This is a genomic window from Billgrantia montanilacus, assembly GCF_003336675.1.
GTDB classification, from domain to species: Bacteria; Pseudomonadota; Gammaproteobacteria; order Pseudomonadales; family Halomonadaceae; genus Halomonas; species Halomonas montanilacus.
This window is the reverse complement of sequence record NZ_QPII01000003.1, coordinates 136,618-153,046: the sequence shown is the minus strand read 5'-3', so window position 1 is coordinate 153,046 and position 16,429 is coordinate 136,618. Positions and strand designations below refer to the sequence as shown.

Annotated in this window: 18 protein-coding genes and 1 pseudogene; 7 read left to right on the top strand and 12 right to left on the bottom strand. The window is 62.3% G+C overall.

Annotated features, from left to right (window positions below):
- Positions 1-17 precede the first annotated feature (17 nt).
- Together DU505_RS06135 and DU505_RS06130 are read left to right on the top strand one after the other, a co-directional pair.
- A complete protein-coding gene (locus DU505_RS06135) occupies positions 18-446 on the top strand; it encodes a host attachment protein (protein ID WP_114478110.1) in 429 nt (142 codons plus the stop codon).
- A 107-nt stretch (positions 447-553) separates the two neighbouring features.
- A complete protein-coding gene (locus DU505_RS06130) occupies positions 554-2,614 on the top strand; it encodes a methyl-accepting chemotaxis protein (RefSeq protein WP_114478109.1) in 2,061 nt (686 codons plus the stop codon).
- A gap of 21 nt (positions 2,615-2,635) precedes the next feature.
- Here the strand turns inward: DU505_RS06130 and DU505_RS06125 are convergent, their stop codons facing one another.
- The gene (locus DU505_RS06125; RefSeq protein WP_114478108.1) at positions 2,636-3,562 is read right to left on the bottom strand and encodes a LysR family transcriptional regulator; all 927 of its coding nucleotides are present in this window, start codon (positions 3,560-3,562) and stop codon (positions 2,636-2,638) included.
- 146 nt (positions 3,563-3,708) lie between these two features.
- Between DU505_RS06125 and DU505_RS06120 the strand changes: the two genes are divergently transcribed.
- On the top strand, positions 3,709-4,485 hold the full coding sequence (locus DU505_RS06120) for a ferredoxin--NADP reductase (protein ID WP_114478107.1): 777 nt from the start codon (positions 3,709-3,711) through the stop codon (positions 4,483-4,485).
- Between the two features lie 90 nt (positions 4,486-4,575).
- Here the strand turns inward: DU505_RS06120 and glnK are convergent, their stop codons facing one another.
- The 3 genes from glnK to DU505_RS06105 all read right to left on the bottom strand — a co-directional run bounded on the left by glnK (position 4,576) and on the right by DU505_RS06105 (position 6,714).
- Complete coding sequence (gene glnK, locus DU505_RS06115; protein WP_043518541.1) at positions 4,576-4,914, bottom strand: P-II family nitrogen regulator; 339 nt, start codon at positions 4,912-4,914, stop codon at positions 4,576-4,578.
- Between the two features lie 156 nt (positions 4,915-5,070).
- Positions 5,071-6,321 (bottom strand): ammonium transporter, encoded by a 1,251-nt coding sequence (locus DU505_RS06110; RefSeq protein ID WP_114478106.1) that lies wholly within the window; start codon positions 6,319-6,321, stop codon positions 5,071-5,073.
- A gap of 54 nt (positions 6,322-6,375) precedes the next feature.
- Positions 6,376-6,714: a P-II family nitrogen regulator gene (locus DU505_RS06105; protein WP_043518559.1), complete on the bottom strand. Its 339-nt coding sequence runs from the start codon at positions 6,712-6,714 to the stop codon at positions 6,376-6,378.
- Between the two features lie 284 nt (positions 6,715-6,998).
- On the opposite strand from DU505_RS06105, the gene DU505_RS06100 reads away from it, so the two are divergent.
- From DU505_RS06100 to DU505_RS06090, 3 genes and pseudogenes are all read left to right on the top strand, one after another.
- The gene (locus DU505_RS06100) at positions 6,999-7,331 is read left to right on the top strand and encodes an accessory factor UbiK family protein (protein WP_114478105.1); all 333 of its coding nucleotides are present in this window, start codon (positions 6,999-7,001) and stop codon (positions 7,329-7,331) included.
- A gap of 72 nt (positions 7,332-7,403) precedes the next feature.
- Positions 7,404-7,598, top strand: a pseudogene (locus DU505_RS06095) (magnesium chelatase domain-containing protein); the annotation flags it as partial.
- A gap of 194 nt (positions 7,599-7,792) precedes the next feature.
- Positions 7,793-8,095, top strand: coding sequence for a hypothetical protein (locus DU505_RS06090; RefSeq protein ID WP_114478104.1), 303 nt, complete (start codon positions 7,793-7,795; stop codon positions 8,093-8,095).
- Between the two features lie 994 nt (positions 8,096-9,089).
- On the opposite strand, the gene DU505_RS06085 is transcribed toward DU505_RS06090, so the two are convergent.
- Positions 9,090-10,163: a hypothetical protein gene (locus DU505_RS06085; protein WP_114478103.1), complete on the bottom strand. Its 1,074-nt coding sequence runs from the start codon at positions 10,161-10,163 to the stop codon at positions 9,090-9,092.
- Positions 10,164-10,198: 35 nt separating this feature from the next.
- Complete coding sequence (locus DU505_RS06080; protein ID WP_245947787.1) at positions 10,199-10,663, bottom strand: DUF1441 family protein; 465 nt, start codon at positions 10,661-10,663, stop codon at positions 10,199-10,201.
- Between the two features lie 280 nt (positions 10,664-10,943).
- Between DU505_RS06080 and DU505_RS06075 the strand changes: the two genes are divergently transcribed.
- Positions 10,944-11,198 carry a hypothetical protein gene (locus DU505_RS06075; protein ID WP_114478101.1) on the top strand — a complete coding sequence of 85 codons (255 nt, stop codon included), beginning with the start codon at positions 10,944-10,946 and terminating at the stop codon, positions 11,196-11,198.
- A 95-nt stretch (positions 11,199-11,293) separates the two neighbouring features.
- Here the strand turns inward: DU505_RS06075 and DU505_RS06070 are convergent, their stop codons facing one another.
- The 6 genes from DU505_RS06070 to DU505_RS06040 all read right to left on the bottom strand — a co-directional run bounded on the left by DU505_RS06070 (position 11,294) and on the right by DU505_RS06040 (position 16,423).
- Positions 11,294-11,749: a hypothetical protein gene (locus DU505_RS06070; RefSeq protein WP_114478100.1), complete on the bottom strand. Its 456-nt coding sequence runs from the start codon at positions 11,747-11,749 to the stop codon at positions 11,294-11,296.
- Positions 11,749-12,195 (bottom strand): hypothetical protein, encoded by a 447-nt coding sequence (locus DU505_RS06065; RefSeq protein WP_114478099.1) that lies wholly within the window; start codon positions 12,193-12,195, stop codon positions 11,749-11,751. The genes DU505_RS06070 and DU505_RS06065 overlap by 1 nt, the downstream gene beginning before the upstream one ends.
- Positions 12,192-15,080 (bottom strand): phage tail tape measure protein, encoded by a 2,889-nt coding sequence (locus tag DU505_RS06060; protein ID WP_114478098.1) that lies wholly within the window; start codon positions 15,078-15,080, stop codon positions 12,192-12,194. The genes DU505_RS06065 and DU505_RS06060 overlap by 4 nt, the downstream gene beginning before the upstream one ends.
- Positions 15,081-15,142: 62 nt before the next feature.
- Complete coding sequence (locus DU505_RS06055; RefSeq protein ID WP_114478097.1) at positions 15,143-15,325, bottom strand: hypothetical protein; 183 nt, start codon at positions 15,323-15,325, stop codon at positions 15,143-15,145.
- Positions 15,322-15,582 carry a hypothetical protein gene (locus DU505_RS06050; protein WP_114478096.1) on the bottom strand — a complete coding sequence of 87 codons (261 nt, stop codon included), beginning with the start codon at positions 15,580-15,582 and terminating at the stop codon, positions 15,322-15,324. The genes DU505_RS06055 and DU505_RS06050 overlap by 4 nt, the downstream gene beginning before the upstream one ends.
- Before the next feature lie 616 nt (positions 15,583-16,198).
- Complete coding sequence (locus DU505_RS06040; protein WP_114478094.1) at positions 16,199-16,423, bottom strand: hypothetical protein; 225 nt, start codon at positions 16,421-16,423, stop codon at positions 16,199-16,201.
- Positions 16,424-16,429: the final 6 nt, after the last annotated feature.

The window sequence follows — 16,429 nt, the reverse complement described above, 5'->3', positions numbered from 1 at the left end:
CGTATCAAGGAGAGGCTATGACAACGTATATCGTGGTGGCCGATGCAGCACGGGCACGCGTCTTCACACGCGATGCCCTCAAGCTGGAGGAGAAGGAAAGCCTCGTGCACCCGGCAGGCAGGCTGCACGAGGGAGATCTGGTGACGGATAGAGGCGCCGACGTACAGGAATCCAGAGGGCCCGGTTCACGTTCCTCTTACCGTGAGGATGTCGCCTCCGAGCACGAAGACCAGCTCTTTGCCAAGCAGGTTGCCGAGCGGATCTACCGTGCTCGAGTCGAGAATCTCATGGACAAGCTGATTCTCGTGGCTCCCCCGAAGTTTCTCGGCCTACTGCGTGACGAGCTGGATGATCCCGCCCGCAAGCTGGTCATCCATACCCTCGCCAAGGACCTGAGCAAGTCCGGACTGCAGGAGATTCAAGAAGCCGTCAGCGACATGCGCTGATCGCGTACTGACGGCACGGCCTCAAGAGTCAGGCGCTCTTGCCGATATCAAGCAGGGTACAGCCGCGGTTCCGCCGCCCAGCTTATCCTTCTTCAGCGAGAGCGCCCATGCACCTCAAATCGATCCGCCAGTTCGTGGTCATGCTGGCCGGCCCCTGCCTGCTGGCTATCGTGGTCGCCCTGGTGGTCTATAGCCTGTTTTCCTCATCCCGCACCCAGCAGACCGTCGAGACGCATACCCGGGAGTTGCTCGAAGGGGCCATCGACGAACGCCTGGCGGTACTGGCGGATGCCGAGGCGGGACGCATTCAGCGTGAGCTCGAGCATGCGCTGACCCTGGCCACCCAACTGGCCGGTGCCAACGCCCTGATGGGACAGCGTGACGACAGCGGCCGCATGGCGCTCTCCATGAGCCGTCGCGAACTCTCCAACCTGGTACGCCAGACCGTAGTCGACAATCCCTCGCTGCTGGATGCCTTCATCGGCTGGGAGCCCGACGCCTTCGGCCGTGATGCCCTGTACGCCGACCTTGGGGAAGCCGAAGGCTTCGATGGCTCCGGGCGTTTCATGCCCTGGTGGTACCGCACCGACAACGGTAGCGTCGAGGTGCTGCCACTGGGCGACACCATGGAGAGCGACACCCTGCTGGGCAGCGGTGTCCGCGAAGGCGAGTACTATCTCTGCCCGCGGGAGACCCTGGCGCCCTGCATCATCGACCCGGCCCCGTACGACTATGCCGGCGAAACCCTGATGGTCACTTCCTTCAACGTGCCGATCCTGGTGGAGGGTGCCTTTCGCGGTGTTGCCGGGGTCGACCTGTCGCTGGATTTTATCCAGGAGCTGCTGGAAGTCGCCAGCGCCTCCCTCTATGACGGCGCCGGTGAGCTGGCGCTGATTGCTGGCCAGGGCGGCCTGGTCGCCTATACCGCCGATGCCGAACGGCTGGGCATGCCGGCCGCTGACGCGCTGGGAGCGGACATCCTGGCCTCGGTGGATCAGGCCCGCGAACAGGGTGTAACGGCCAGTGTGTTTCGCAATGGCATGATCGAGCGTTACCAGCCCTTCACCATCGGCGCGCGCGAAGCGCCCTGGACGCTGATGATCCGCCTTCCCGAGCAGGCGGTGATGGGCGACCTGGCGGCTCTGCAGGGGGTGCTCGACGAGCAGCGTCGTGCCGACACCCTGGGCATGAGTCTGGTGGGCCTGGTGCTGGCCGCCCTGGGACTGGCGGCGCTGTGGGTCGTGGGCGGTCGGGTTTCCCGCCCCCTGCGCCTGCTCGCCGAGCGCATGCGCGGAATCGCCACCGGCAACGGTGACCTGACCCAGCGCCTGCCGGTCAAGGGGCGTGACGAAGGTGCCGAGCTGGCAGCGCAATTCAACGCCTTCGTCGACAAGGTGCACGATGTGCTGGTCGATGTACGCGACAGCAGCGAATCGGTTCGCCTCGCGGCCAGCGAGATCGCCATGGGCGGAGAGGACCTTTCGCGACGCACCGAGCAGGCGGCCGCCAGCCTCCAGCAGACCTCGGCTTCCATGGAGGAGATCTCGAGTACCGTGGAGCATACATCCGCCTCGTCACGGGAAGCCAACGCCCTGTCGAAGTCGGCCGCGGAGGTGGCGCAGCATTCCGGCGAGGCGGTGGGCCAGGTGGTCAGCACCATGGATGAGATCAGCGACGCGTCGCGCCAGATCGGCGACATCGTCAAGGTTATCGATGGCATCGCCTTCCAGACCAACCTGCTGGCGCTCAATGCTTCCGTCGAGGCGGCAAGGGCCGGTGAGCATGGCCGCGGCTTTGCCGTGGTGGCCGGGGAGGTGCGTCAGTTGGCGACTCGCAGCGCCGATGCTTCACGGGATATCCGGGGGCTGATCGAGACTTCAGGCCAGCGAGTGGCTGCGGGCACCAAGCTGGTCGGCCAGGCGGGTGCCACCATGGGCGAGCTGGTCGCCAGCGTGAATCGAGTGGCCAGCATGCTGGGTGAGATCAGCGTGGCCGCCGGTGAACAGAGCGATGGTATCAGTCAGGTCAGCGTGGCCGTGGCGGATCTGGACCGCATGACCCAGCAGAATGCTGCCATGGTCGAGGAGTCGACCACCGCCGCCGAGCGGCTGAGCGATGAGGCCGACCGGCTTGCCGGCGTGATCGGGGGCTTCAAGCTGCGTCAATGACGCCGCGTCTGGCGGAAGGGATCAGGGCACCGACGGCAGGTCGATCTCGTCGCTGCGCTTTACTCCTTCCGTCATCTGGCGACACAGCCGCAGGAATTCGCGCATGCCGGTGGCGAGATACTTGTGGCGATGCCAGATGAAGGCGAACTGCCGGCTCAGGTCCAGCTCCGGCGTGGGGATCGGTACCAGGCTGCCGCGGCGAAAGGCGTCGCGGAGTGCCAGCTTCGAGACACAGCCGATGCCCAGCCCCGACTCCACCGCTCGCTTGATCCCCTCGGTATGCTCCAGCTCCAGCAGAATATTGAAGCGTCCGCGCCGATGACGGGTGGCATGCTCCAGCGTCAGCCGCGTGCCGGAACCCTGCTCGCGCATGATCCAGTCGGCACGCAGCAGCTTGTCCATGTCCACCTCGCCGACATTGGCCAGCGGATGACGCGGTGAGCAGAAGACGGCCAGTTCGTCCTCCACCCAGGGCTGCATCACCACGTCCTCGTGCTGGCAATCGCCCTCGATCAGACCCAGATCAAGTTCGTGATGTACGATCCGCTCGATAATGGCACTGGTATTGCGCACCTGCAGCCGTACCCGGCTGTCGGGATGGCGCTGCATGAAATCGCTGATCAACAGTGTTGCCAGGTAGTTGCCGATCGTCAGCGTTGCCCCCACGTCCAGCGAGCCGACACCGCGCTGGCCGCGCAGCAGTTCCTCGATTTCCTCGGCCCGGTCGAGTAGGGCCACGGCCTTGGGCAGCAGCTGGAAGCCCAGCGCATTGAGCTTCAGGCGCTTGCCGATACGGTCGAGCAGCTGGCAGTCGAACTGCCGCTCGAGCTCCGAGAGAGCCGTGCTGGCCGCCGACTGCGACAGCGACAGTACCCGGGCGGCGTGGGAGACGCTCTCGTGCTGGGCGACGGCGACGAACACTTCCAGTTGGCGCAGGGTGTAGCGCATGGCATCTCTCCGGGCAGCGACATATTCATATTATAGATATGCTTTATCCAAACTACCCATTTAACAGATATGCTGTGAGCGCTTAGAATTAGTATCAAAGTTGAAGCGGCGACGTTATTCGCCAATGGAATATCAAGGAGCCGGTCGTGAGCAAGTTTGCCCTGGAAGAGGTCCTCAGCGTCCACCATTGGAACGATACCCTGTTCAGTTTTCGCACCACCCGCGAGCGTAGCCTGCGCTTCAAGAACGGCCAGTTCGTCATGATCGGCCTGGAAGTGAACGGCAAGCCGCTGATGCGCGCCTACTCCATCGCCAGCCCCAACTACGAGGATCACCTTGAGTTCTTCAGCATCAAGGTCCCCGATGGTCCGCTGACGTCGCGGCTGCAGCATCTCAAGGTGGGCGATCAGATCATGGTCAGCCGCAAGCCGACCGGCACGCTGGTGACCGACGACCTGCTACCGGGCCGCAATCTCTATCTGCTCTCCACCGGCACCGGCCTGGCGCCGTTCATGAGCCTGATCCAGGATCCGGAAGCCTACGAGCGCTACGAGAAGATCGTGCTGGTACATGGGGTGCGCAGCGTCAGCGAACTGGCCTATGCCGACTTCATCCAGAAGGAGCTGCCGGCTCACGAATACCTGGGCGACGAGATCAGCGAGAAGCTGGTCTACTACCCCACCGTGACCCGTGAGGAGTTCCACACCATGGGACGACTGACCGACCATATCCGCAGCGGCAAGCTGGCCGAGGATGCCGGCCTGCCCCAGCTGGATCCCAAGCAGGATCGCGCCATGATCTGCGGCAGCCCGGCGATGCTCGACGAGACCAGCGCCCTGCTCGACGACCTGGGATTCAATATCTCGCCACGCATGGGCGAGCCCGGCGACTACGTGATCGAGCGGGCCTTCGTCGAGAAGTAAATCCCGTCATTGACGGAGAAACCACCTGTGCAGACAGGTGGTTTTTTTCTAGGTGCCTGCGGCTGTTTCGGCGCCGCCAATCGTGTCCTGTTACACCGCATCCTTGCCGGTTTCGCCGGTGCGGATGCGAATCACCTGTTCCAGCGGGGTGATGAAGATCTTGCCGTCACCGATCTTGCCCGTGTTGGCGACCTGGGTGATGGCATCGATGACCTTCTCGGACATCTCGTCATCCACGGCGATCTCGACCTTCACCTTGGGCAGGAAGTCGACCACGTACTCGGCGCCCCGGTAGAGCTCGGTGTGGCCCTTCTGGCGGCCGAAGCCCTTCACCTCGGTCACGGTGATGCCCTGAACGCCGATTTCGGAGAGCGATTCGCGAACGTCGTCGAGCTTGAATGGCTTGATGATGGCGGTCACCAGTTTCATGATCTTATCCTCGTAATCCAGGGTAGGCTCGCTGGGTGCAGCCCTTCGCAGTGTAGGGTTTCGTTGGGTTCAAGCATACACCGCGACGAGCGGGAATAAAAAAGCCCCCTCGGAAGGGGGCCAGGTGGAGCACGCCAGCTCACAGGGTTGGCGTCGTCACTTGTTGGCGACGCTGAACTCGGGGTAGGCCTCCATGCCGCACTCGGCAAGGTCGACGCCCTCGTACTCTTCTTCCTCGCTGACCCGAATGCCCATGACGGCCTTGAGGATCAGCCACACAGCCAGGCTGGCAAGGAATACCCAGAGGAAGATGGCCAGGCCGCCGATGATCTGCGGACCGAAGCTCGCGTCGCCGTTGGTGAGTGGCACGGCCAGCAGGCCCCAGATACCGACGACACCGTGGACCGAGATGGCACCAACGGGGTCATCGATCTTCAGCTTGTCGAGGCCGACGATAGCGGCGACCACGATAGCGCCGCCCACGGCACCGATCAGGGTGGCACCGAGGGCCGTCGGCGCCAACGGTTCGGCGGTGATCGCCACCAGGCCGGCCAGCGCGCCGTTGAGGGCCATGGTCAGGTCGGCCTTGCGGAACCATATCTTGGCGAGAATCAGGGCGGTGATCACACCGCCGGCGGCGGCGGCGTTGGTATTGACCAGTACCTGGGCCACGTTGTTGGCAGAGGCTACGTCGGAGAGCTTCAGCTCCGAGCCACCGTTGAAGCCGAACCAGCCCATCCACAGGATAAAGGTACCCAGGGTGGCCAGCGGCAGGTTGGCACCGGGGATGGCATGGATGCTGCCGTCCTTGCCGTATTTTCCCTTGCGCGGGCCGAGTATCAGCACACCGGCCAGGGCGGCGGCGGCGCCGGCCAGGTGGACGATGCCGGAACCGGCAAAGTCGGAGAAGCCCACGGCGTCAAGCCAGCCCCCACCCCAGGTCCAGTAGCCCGATACCGGATAGATGACGGCGGTCATCACCACGGCGAAGGCGAGAAAGGCCCACAGCTTCATGCGTTCGGCGACGGCGCCGGAGACAATGGACATGGCGGTTGCCACGAACACCACCTGGAAGAAGAAGTCGGCGCGCATCGAGTAGTAGGGTGCGTCGTCGCCACCGGCGGTGACGGCCGCCACGCTGTTCTCGCCACCGATCAGGAAGCCCAGGTTGGGCAGGATGCCGCCTTCGTTGCCCGAATACATGATGGTATAGCCCACCAGCAGGTACATGGTGCAGGCGATGGCGAACAGGGCGATGTTCTTGGTCAGGATCTCGGCGGTGTTCTTGGAGCGCACCAGGCCGGCCTCGAGCATCGAGAAGCCTGCTGCCATCCACATCACGAGCACACCACAGATCAAGAAATAGAAGGTGTCGAGTGCGTAACTCAACTCTGCCAGTTCAGTCATTGGAATCTCTCCAGAGCCCTTGAAAACAGCTTGTCATTGCAAGCGGTGTCTTTTTTAGACGGCGTCGGCGCCGCGTTCGCCGGTACGGATGCGGATGACATCCTCCAGCGGTGTGACGAAGACCTTGCCGTCGCCGATCTTGCCGCTGTTGGCAGCGCTGCAGATGGCTTCCAGTACACCTTCCAGGCGCGAATCATCCACGGCGACCTCGACCTTTACCTTGGGCAGGAAGTCGACCACGTACTCCGCACCACGGTAGAGCTCGGTGTGGCCCTTCTGGCGACCAAACCCCTTCACTTCGGTCACGGTGATGCCCTGAACGCCGTTGTCGGCCAGCGCCTCGCGGACGTCGTCCAGTTTGAATGGCTTGATGATGGCGGTAATGAGCTTCATCTCGAATCTCCCGGCTTGGGTGGCGCGACGGCACTTGGCCGCCGGATTGGTTATGCTTGCCAAGCGAGATGTATGCCGGACTGATTTAAATACAATATGTATCAATATGTTGTGATGAAGAATTCGGCGTCGGGGCTCTTGCTGTCGAGGCTGGGCGGTGGTCGTTGCACCAAGCTGGTGCTTGGTCATGGTGCAGGTGCTTCACGGTGGGGCGACGAAGGGGAATGCGTCACTGGCAGGCGTTGCGTATCCTGTAGGCAACCTTTTGCGTTGGAGAGAGAACCATGGCGAGTCAAGATCCCATCAGCCGGCTGGCCCAGCAGCTGGGCGAACGCCTTCAGGGCGCTTCCCAGGCACCCGAGGAGATCCACAAGGGGGTTCAGCAGGTCGTGCGAGGCGCCTTCGACCGCCTGGATCTGGTGTCGCGAGAGGATTTCGACATCCTCATGGACGTCATGCAGCGCACCCGCATTCGCGTGGAAGCGCTGGAGCAGCAGGTAAGCGCGCTTGAAGCGGCGCTGGCGGCTCGCGCAGACGAGGCAGCAGCAGGCACGGCGCCGAACGACGACGACGGCCATCCCGAGGAAGACGCCGGCGGCGGCGAAGCCGGGCGTTGACGGGCCGCTCGGCGGTCTTTATGCAGCAGTGCTAATCTGTAGCGATCAAGCACACTGACTGCGAGGGACCGCATGATGCTGGCAATCGTTGCCACCCGGGCCGGCTTGGGGCTGGAGGCCCCGGAGGTACTCGTCGAGGTACATCTGGCCAACGGCCTGCCGGGCATGACCCTGGTCGGCCTGCCGGAGGCCGCGGTCAAGGAGAGCCGCGAGCGGGTCCGCAGCGCTCTGGTCAACGCCGGGTTCGACTTCCCCAACACCCGTCAACAGTATTTATTAATCAGCATCTTGCAGGTGATATTTTTCCTTACCCACCATAAAGCACGCCATCATCCAAGGGCTTGATGCGTGTCTTAGAAAAGAGGGCTTCGCTGGGCCGAGATGCCGGCCCAGCGAACTGCCTCTAGACTCCCTCATACTGGCCAGTTATACAGTGCTCATCCATCAGCGATGAGCCGACCATGGTCCCCATCTACATCACCAAGCCTGCCTTTGACCCACAGGAGAAGTCCCGGCCCGCCTCGTCTGTATGGCTTGATCTTCATGCCCTCGGCGTCACGGAGCTAGACGGTCAGCCAATAGGGCAATACGCAGCGCTCCCGGCAGTAGAGCCAGGAATAAGCCTCCAGGTGGTTCATAACGGCTCGTGTGCGATGCTCATACCGATGCAGGGGGTATCGTTGCTTCCGGCGCCTGTCGTGCTGATATGCGATACGGCCGGCGAGCTGGGGCAGGTGGCCGACGCGGTGCTCATCTCGGAATGATTAACGCCACGCCGGTAACCACGCGCGACAAACCGAAACACTCGCCTGCTTCACCTCGGTCGTATGGATGCAGCATCGAGTCAGGTGGCTTAATAACTGGAAAAGCCCCCTCTACCACCCCCGCAAAGCCCCTAAAGCCCTTCGCCACGCTCACGCCTAAGGCTGCGATAGCCCACCGCCACTGGATCACCTATTGGCGGAGCATCAGCTAGTTTCCCGCTTCGTGCTATTGTTACGTATAGATACATAGGCATGGGGGCAGGGATGAAATTTATGGCGGTTGGATTGGTGCTGATGCTCGCGCCGGGAGCGGCTCTGGCCGTGAACAAATGCGAGATCGATGGACGGACGGTGTACCAGAGCGCGCCATGTCCTGACGGGGCTGGTGGTGCCCCGCTGAGTGGCGCGGTATCTTCCATGGCTGGCGGCACAGGCGGCAGTGCCGCCCGCGCCTCACCCGGCGCAGGCCTGGCCGAGCAGCGCGCAGCCCGAGAGCGACGCGAAGCGCAGCGTCATCGCGAGACCGCCAGCCGTGCATATCATCAGAGACAGCGAGAGGAAGAAGCCCGCCGCCAAGCCCGCCGCACGGGCATTGTGGCTGAAGGTATGAGTGAGCGGGATGCGGTTAGGATGTACGGATCGCCTGACAGCACCAATGTTTCTCAGTCAGGGGGCAGGACCTGCAAATATCTGCACTGGTACAACCCTCGCCGCTCCGTCATGGTCTGTGATGGAGAGGTGCGAAACTCCTATGCCCAGGGCGTTCACTAGCGCCCGATGCAACCAATAAACCACACCCGCCGTCATTGCTAGATGATAGGTAGTGTGCGATCTGCTGGCACATAGCAGCACCAATGCAGGCTTGTTAGCCGGCATAAAAAAGAGGCCCCGAAGGGCCCCAAGGATGCGGGCATCGAGAGGAGTAAATGCCCGCTAGCCCCACCGATCATGTCACCCGTTGCTGGGCGGAAATCTTTGAATGGTCGTCATTGGGTCACTCCTCGATGCCGGCTGCCGTCACTTCGAGACCATTGCTGTTGAACAGGTCGCGGCTCGGGTGGTGGTGAAGGTATGGCATTGTCGCCGTCAGTCGGGCGCGGCCGTAGCTGGCTTCCGGGTTCGCCTCCTCCAAGTCCGCATAGATGCGGTCAAGGTCGGCCAGGTCATCGCGCATGGCCTCGATCTTCTCCACCAGGGCGCTCTCGCGGGCGGCGAGGTCGGCTTGCCGTACCCGGTCCAGGGCGGTGTGGTAAACGCTCCGCACGGTGGCCAGAGTCTGGTCTGCACCTTCCAACTTGCGCTCCAGCCCGCGTCGAGCGGCGACCATATCACGGTATTGCTTCTGTTCCTTCGCCAGCGCATCGGCAGCCTTTGCGGCCGCCTCCTTGGCGTCCTTCACCTCGTCACTGCCCGCCTCACCCATCGCGGCCAGCGCTTCGGCTTCTTCAAGGCGCTCCATGGCAGCCCGCTCGGCATCCTGGCTCAGTTGCAAGGGGCCTTCATCGCTGTCCATGTTCCGTAAGGTGGTCTCGATGCGGTCGCGCTCACCCTCGGCGTTTTCAACCTCCTTGCGCATATCGCCAAGCGTGGAGGCGCTGGCTTTCGGCGCCTTTCCCTCGATGGCTTCCAGCTCAGCCGCTAAGGCTTCACGCCGGGTAGTCAGGCGTTCGAGTTCGGTGGTTGCCTCATTGAGGGCTTCCAGGTGGACGCTGATAGCGCTCAACGTGGCGCGTGCGAACTGGTCGCGCTCGGGATTAGCGTGGCGATTATTTGCCCGGAGGATCTGGCTCAGAATGTCGGCGAGGCGCTTTGCCTCAGCTGCCATGTCCTCGGAGGTTTCATCGCCCTGGATGGTGTAGTGGTACGCACGGAGCGGCATGGCGCCACTACCGTTGGCGGATCGGATGGCGTGCTCCAGGCCATTGCGGGCGCGCTTCACCTCATCCTGTACTTTGCCGATGCCGGGAACTTCGGCGAGTTCTGCCTGCTTCGCCTTCAGGGTCTCGAACCAATCCCCCCAGCTGGCGAAGGTGCGGGTGGTGATCTTGCTCTTAGTTGCGGTGGCCATGTTGCCTCCTCGGTTTCACGGTGTGGTGGTTCTTGTCACGCCCTGGCGGCGTCTTCGTCGTCATCGGCCACGATGGCCTGATACATTTGTTCGCGTAGCGCATCCGTCACGCGCTCGACTTGTTCAATCGCCTCCGGCGGCAGGCCGGCATCGCGCTCCAGCATGTCGGCCAATGAATCGAGACCACTTGCCATTGCCTTGGCCAGGATGCTCATTTCCCGCTGCGCCTCTTCAACTGGCACCAGGTTTCGCAGTTCGCGATCTAGCTTTACGCGCTCGTTTTCGCTCTGGAACCACGCCTTCCTGTCTTGTGGCATCAGCTCGTCAATGCTGGGCGGGCCGGCTGTCTCTGACTGGCGGGCGGTCATGGCGTCCACGACATCGGCTAGCCGGTAAACAGGGTTGCCGCGCAAGGTGCCAGCAGGTGGAATAGCAGACTCGCGAACCACGCGGGACACGGTGCGACGGTCGCGGCCAATGGCCTCGGCGATACGGTTCACCGACCACTCGTAGGCACGCCCTCTGCTGACTACCTCACCCATGGCAGCACCTGTACATCAGCGGTCCGGCCTGCCGGCGCTTGATGCTCACCTCCATAAGGCCAGAGGCGGCGCCCTGTGCGGCTCTCAGGCACCTGTGGTGGAGCGCCCTGGAATGCCGAAAAATTGCCGAGAGCCAGGACTCGGCGGCCCCATGGATGGGGGTAGGTGGCCAGGGAGGACCCGGCGTTTTGTTACGTTGCGCTACACTGACTAGCCACACATCGCCGGGGGCAAGCGCATGGCACAGAACAAAGTTGAAGAGCAGGGGGGCACAGCGGCTGTCTGGTGTTTTGTCGCGGCCGTCCTGATCCCAGTGGCCGCCGGTATTTGGCTCGAATGGGCCGGCCCTTGGTGGGTCTATGTCATCGCGGGGGTGCTGCTTTTCATGGCTACCCTTACCGGCTGGGTTACCGGGACTCAGGAAAGGGAGGTCCACCAGGCAATCACGGAAATGAATGAACGCCAGAAGGCAGCTGAACGGGGTGGCCAGTAGCTCGCGCCACTTCTCTGGAGCCATCGGCACTTCGCCGGCAGCCCACGCTCCACAGGCGTATGGCCTCTGGCCCTGAATCAGAGCTGGCACGGTGATCACTTGGCCCACCTGGCGCTGGCCGTCTCACTGGCCTCGCTGTCTTTGGCGGCTTGGGTGCCGGCTTCGATAGTTTCCAGCGTGTATTGGAACAGCTGTAATTCTCGCTGCGCTGCCGCCTCTCGATCGACGTGGTGGGCCAGCTCTCGCATGTAGCCTACGGCCCGGTTCGCCAGGCGCTTCACTCCATCCCCCCTGCTATTTTTCGGCAGGTCGCGGGCATGGTCGCGGATGGCATCGGCAAAGGTCATGAAAGGCGCATGCACCTCACTTCGAGTGGCTTTTGCCAGCACCAGGCCTGCCGCCTGGACTCGCGGACAGCTCACGCCAGGGCAGTGGCTACCGAGTGTCTTCAGGTTGGCAAGGGCTTGGTTGAACTGGCGGTGGTGATAGTCGCGGCGCTGGCGGGCAGCGGCGGCTTTCTCACGAAGTTCGCGGATCATAGTCGGCGGCATCAGTGAATCCCTCCCCCTTGCTTGCGCTCCAGCGCATAGAGAGCTTCGGCTTCCCGTGCCAAGGTGTTCATTCGCAGCAGGGCGCATAGCTCGTACTGGCGAGCCTCCTGGGCCTTGCTCATGGTTTTGCTGGCTTGATCTACCATGCCCATCAGGCGGGCGCGCTCTGCATCCTCGGGGGAGTGCTTTTGCGCCAGACTGATCAGCCCATCGGTGAATTCTCGGAACGGGATAAGGCGCTTATCATTGGGGGCGGTGGCCAGGGCTTCGCCGGCCTCAGTTAGCACCGGATCACCCAGGGGCCGAACTTGCCGGGTCAGCTCTGCGAAGTCTTCTCGGGCCTGGTCCAGTGTCTTGCGGGACTCCTTGAGCGCCATCCGGCTGGCAGCGATTCTGATCAGCAGATCGCGCATGGCCGGGGAGTGAGTCGGGTCAATGCCGGTCATACGCCACCCCCCGGACCATTCAGACCTAACAGGAACTCGGCGCCTTCGGCATTTGCCCGCAGCTGTACCCGCTCGATGATGTTCCACATGATCATCTCCAGGGCGGGCTCCAGACCGTCGCTTTCGATCTTGATCAATCCATCGCCGTCCTGGAGCGCCTTGGTGCGGGCCTGCATGTTTTCCGTTGATGCTTTGACGTGCTCAACCTGGGCATCGATAGCCTTATCACGCCGCTTTTCTTCGTTCTTGATGATCTCGAGCATTTCACGGTAGCCGCTGGAGTGCCGGGAACTGAACCCGGCCAGGTTTCCGGTCAGGGACTCCAGGGTCTCGCCGGTGCTGGTGATGGTGTTGTCGAGGCTGTCGAACATCACTTCGAGGCGCTTGGTCTCGGCCTCTACCTGAGCAATCTGAAGGTCGGCCGTGAACTCCATGGCCTTGATGCGCTGGTTGCTGGCCAGCTCATTCAGCTGCATCTCAAGGTCGAGGGCCTGGCCTGTGGTTTTATCAAGCTGCTTGCCAGCATCCTCCATGTCCTTGCCCATGATGCTGATTCCCTCGCCGGCTTCGATGCTGCCAGTCTTCATGTCGCCAAGGGTGGCCACCATGGCATCGTAGGCATCTTCATCGATCATCCCCGCCTCGAACTGGCTGCGTACCTTGCCTAAGGCCTCCTCGATCTGGCGGCTGTTATCGACGGCCTGATAGGTGTTGTCGTTGAGCTTTTCCCAGGCCTCGGCAGATTCTTCGATGCCGTTGATGTAGCTCCAGAGCGTGTCCGCATTGGTCGAATGCGCCTGCTCGGTCTGTTCGGCTTGCTGGTTCGCAGCTGCCAGCGCGGCACGCCACTCGTTCCAGGCATTGACCCCTTCCATGATGGAGGTGCCAGTGCCGGCCACGGATTGAGCGGCCTGTACGGCGGCCTCTGAAATCGTCCGCGTGCTATTGGCGGCTTCGTCAGTCTCCCGCACCATGGCCCCCAGGGCGGTATTCACCTCCCCGGTAGATTTGATCCACTGGCCAGTGGCGTGATCCCAGGTGACGGTCCCGTCCTCGATGGCATCGAACAGGTCATCGTAGTTTTCCACCATCCCTTTGGCGGATTCATCGACAGCATCCAGCAGCTTGCCCTGGGCCTCCTCGATGTCGCCGATCCCCAGCAGGTAGTCCGTTGCCTTGCCCGTCAGGTAGACCAGGGCGCCGGCAGCCAGGCCAGCAGCGCCGACAAGCCCAGCGGCGCCGGTAGCGCCCATCACAGCTGCCAGCTTGCCGGTTGCGGCGGTCATCGCCGGGATCGCGCCCTTGGCTCCGGCCAGGCCGTTGATGATGCCCAGCAGGCTGCTGAAGACGCTCAGCACCGTGGTCAAGACGACGGCACCCCCGCCAATCTTGCCCATCAGCGCAACCCACTCGGGGTCTATCTTCATGATCCAGCTGGCCAGGTCGGCAAGCTGCTCGATGAACGGCACCAGGGCGGTGATTGTCCCGGCGGTGTATTGGCTCAGCATCTCGAAGCCGGTGCCCAGCGTCTCGATTACCGATGCGAGGCCTTCGGCGCTGGTGATGTCAGCGTTGTTGAATATTCCGCCGATGGCTTCGCGGATCGCCTCAATACCGTTGAGGAACCCGCTCCAGTCGGCCGACTCCAGGGCTTCGGGGAGGTTGGCGGCGACAGCCTGTAGCTTGGCCTCCATCGCCTGGAATACGCTCTCGAGTTGTTCGACAAACTGATTGAGCTGGCCATCGTTCAACGATATGCCGATGGCATTGAAGATGGCGGCAATGGCTTCCTGAATGCCCCCGAACGAATCGAGTAGCGGATCCCCCAGGTTGATCAGCGCCACGGTCATGGCGTTTTTGATCTTCTGCGAACCCTGCTCGACGGTGCCGGCCATCTTCTCGAAAGCGGTGGCTGTCGCGCCGGCCTTGTTCTCCATGTCCTCCAGGCCATCGGCGAAGGCTTCGGCCACAGGCCCCATCAGCGACAACATGCCCTTGGTCGCCTCGGAGGAGCCAAACAAGGTGCGCATTTGCTCCTCGCTGCCGCCAGTGGCCTCAGCGAGCATGTCCATGAAGTCGGCCAGGCCCATGCTTCGCAGAGCCGTTGCGCTGAACTCGATTCCCAGCTCTTCCGCCAGCGTCCGCGCTTGCTGTGAGGGGCCCATGATCGAATTCAGGGCGGCGCCAACCTGTGTTACTGCCTGGCTGGTCGATAGGCCGGTGGTAGTCAGAGCCGACACGGCAGAGGAAAGGGTGTCGAAGTCCACGCCAAGCTGTGAGGCCAGGCCGGTGATGTTGGGAAGGCCGCTTGCCAGTTCACCGATGGTCGTCATGCCGTTGGCCATGGCCACGAAAAGCGTATCGGTGTAGTCGCTCGCCTCGCTGGCTTCAGCGCCGTAGGCACTCAGCGTGCCGGCCAGCGACTTGGCGGCGGTATCAAGATCCGTCTTACCGCCGACTGCCAGTTGCTCGGCGGCGCCCAGCAAGGTCATAGCTTCGGTCGTGTCATTGCCGGCCGAAATCAGGTTGTAGTAGGCGCCAGTGATCGTGTCGATGGATTGCGTGCTGTCGGTGGCGTAATCGAGGATCCCCGAGCGCAGCCCGTCCAGGGAGTCGCCCGACTCATCCAGCAGGGTAGTGATCTCTCGAAAGCTGGCGTCAAAGTCCCCGGACACCTTCACGGCCAGGCCGGTTACAGCGGCGCCGGTTGCCAGCAGCGCGGTCTGTGCCTTCAGCACCCCATAGGTGAAGTCGGCAAGGGGCTGGGCGGCGCCCTGGACGCTGCCGGCCACGTTGTCGAGCTGCCTGGTGACTGACGTAACGCCCGCACCCATGGCATCAACGCCTTCGAAGATTATCGCTACGCTTTTTTCCAAATCTGCCATGGGTCTATCTCTCTATTCGTGTCACGCCACCAGCGCGAAGTAAGAGCGCCGAATGGTCGGGGCTATGCCGGAGAGCTGCGCTCTGAGTCCTGGCGCTGTTCGTTGAGGAGCAGGAGCCAGCCGGCAGCGGCGGTGTCGCCTGTGTCTGCCTTGTCCTGCAACAGCCGGTAATAGTTGGCCACAGCGGCTTTGCTCGGCTTGATGTTGCGGCTGCCCCTGGGGCGGCCTGTGCGGTCTTGGCTCATAGCGTTGACTCCATGAAGTCAGCCCACTGGCGGCGAGCATGGGTGCCGTGTCGGTGCCCTTTCATGAATGCGGTAATGCGAGCAGCACGCTCGTTCACGCGCTTGGCGATGCGGGCGGCACGATCTGGGCAGTAAGCGGCGATGTGGTAGGCGCGGCATTCCTCGTCCAGCCGGAGCAGCTCACGGCGCAACGGGGCATCTTTCTCCCAGCTCGGCAGGTCGGTCGTTTCCAGCAGCACAAGCGCGTGGTCGATCATGCTGAACCTCATTCATGTAGATGCTCTTAAAGTAGCATATTATTCATATAAATTCCATTTAACTTGAATTTCATTCATGTCATGGCTTTCAGTGCATGCCAGGGTGGCAAGCGATAGGCGGATAAGTTGGGTGGCCAGGAATGGCGGGTTGTGTCGCAGGAGCCAGCGCTTTCCTTCCCTCTCATGGATGGGCGCACCTTTCGGCGCCTTGCTGATCTGGCGTTATCGCTGATCCACCACCGGTGGAATACCTCGATACCCTGGGGCGCAAGGCGGTCGAGTCCCAAGTCGGCAAGCGTGACAGCTACGTGATCGTCGCCCAGCTAAGCCCAGTAACCACGCGGTCTAGGGTGGCCGGCCGGGTGGTAGGTGGCCGAGTTCGGCCAGTCGGCCAGGTAGGTTTTCCCCAAAGCTGGGGGAAAGTAGGGAGGACCAAAGTTGGAAGCGCCTGCATGCTCAGTCCAGAGTTGGACCGAGTCGATAACGCAGATCTGCGTCATGGCTGCATGATTCGATAGAATCGAACGAAACCGCCCTTTTCTATCGATTTCACTCATGAAAAAGCCCCGCTCGGTGGCGGGGCTCAGTGGTTCCGGCAAATGCATCATAAGGGTAATTATGTGGAGCTTGGCCTGCTCATTGCCTCAGCGCAGTCCATCACGTCACCAGCCAGGAACAGCATGCTGCGTTGATTCACTCCCGCACGAACGATAGGTTGCGGTGGTATCACACCTCGCAGAGGCTCGCCCTTGTTAACGGCGTCCTTCAGCTCTGTCACCGGCACGCCTAGCAGGCGGGATGCATTGGCTATGCCAATGCGTTCGGCGCGGAAGTCGGTCATTAGTCG

What these genes read in the sequence shown, in the direction of transcription:
- DU505_RS06060 (WP_114478098.1), bottom strand. Translation starts at nt 15,080, where the DNA reads ATGGCAGATTTGGAAAAAAGCGTAGCGATAATCTTCGAAGGCGTTGAT.
- DU505_RS06050 (WP_114478096.1), bottom strand. Translation starts at nt 15,582, where the DNA reads ATGATCGACCACGCGCTTGTGCTGCTGGAAACGACCGACCTGCCGAGC.
- DU505_RS06040 (WP_114478094.1), bottom strand. Translation starts at nt 16,423, where the DNA reads ATGACCGACTTCCGCGCCGAACGCATTGGCATAGCCAATGCATCCCGC.
- DU505_RS06135 (WP_114478110.1), top strand. Translation starts at nt 18, where the DNA reads ATGACAACGTATATCGTGGTGGCCGATGCAGCACGGGCACGCGTCTTC.
- DU505_RS06125 (WP_114478108.1), bottom strand. Translation starts at nt 3,562, where the DNA reads ATGCGCTACACCCTGCGCCAACTGGAAGTGTTCGTCGCCGTCGCCCAG.
- DU505_RS06055 (WP_114478097.1), bottom strand. Translation starts at nt 15,325, where the DNA reads ATGAGCCAAGACCGCACAGGCCGCCCCAGGGGCAGCCGCAACATCAAG.
- DU505_RS06070 (WP_114478100.1), bottom strand. Translation starts at nt 11,749, where the DNA reads ATGCCGCCGACTATGATCCGCGAACTTCGTGAGAAAGCCGCCGCTGCC.
- DU505_RS06100 (WP_114478105.1), top strand. Translation starts at nt 6,999, where the DNA reads ATGGCGAGTCAAGATCCCATCAGCCGGCTGGCCCAGCAGCTGGGCGAA.
- DU505_RS06085 (WP_114478103.1), bottom strand. Translation starts at nt 10,163, where the DNA reads ATGGCCACCGCAACTAAGAGCAAGATCACCACCCGCACCTTCGCCAGC.
- DU505_RS06065 (WP_114478099.1), bottom strand. Translation starts at nt 12,195, where the DNA reads ATGACCGGCATTGACCCGACTCACTCCCCGGCCATGCGCGATCTGCTG.
- DU505_RS06130 (WP_114478109.1), top strand. Translation starts at nt 554, where the DNA reads ATGCACCTCAAATCGATCCGCCAGTTCGTGGTCATGCTGGCCGGCCCC.
- DU505_RS06110 (WP_114478106.1), bottom strand. Translation starts at nt 6,321, where the DNA reads ATGACTGAACTGGCAGAGTTGAGTTACGCACTCGACACCTTCTATTTC.
- DU505_RS06105 (WP_043518559.1), bottom strand. Translation starts at nt 6,714, where the DNA reads ATGAAGCTCATTACCGCCATCATCAAGCCATTCAAACTGGACGACGTC.
- DU505_RS06090 (WP_114478104.1), top strand. Translation starts at nt 7,793, where the DNA reads ATGGTCCCCATCTACATCACCAAGCCTGCCTTTGACCCACAGGAGAAG.
- glnK (WP_043518541.1), bottom strand. Translation starts at nt 4,914, where the DNA reads ATGAAACTGGTGACCGCCATCATCAAGCCATTCAAGCTCGACGACGTT.
- DU505_RS06075 (WP_114478101.1), top strand. Translation starts at nt 10,944, where the DNA reads ATGGCACAGAACAAAGTTGAAGAGCAGGGGGGCACAGCGGCTGTCTGG.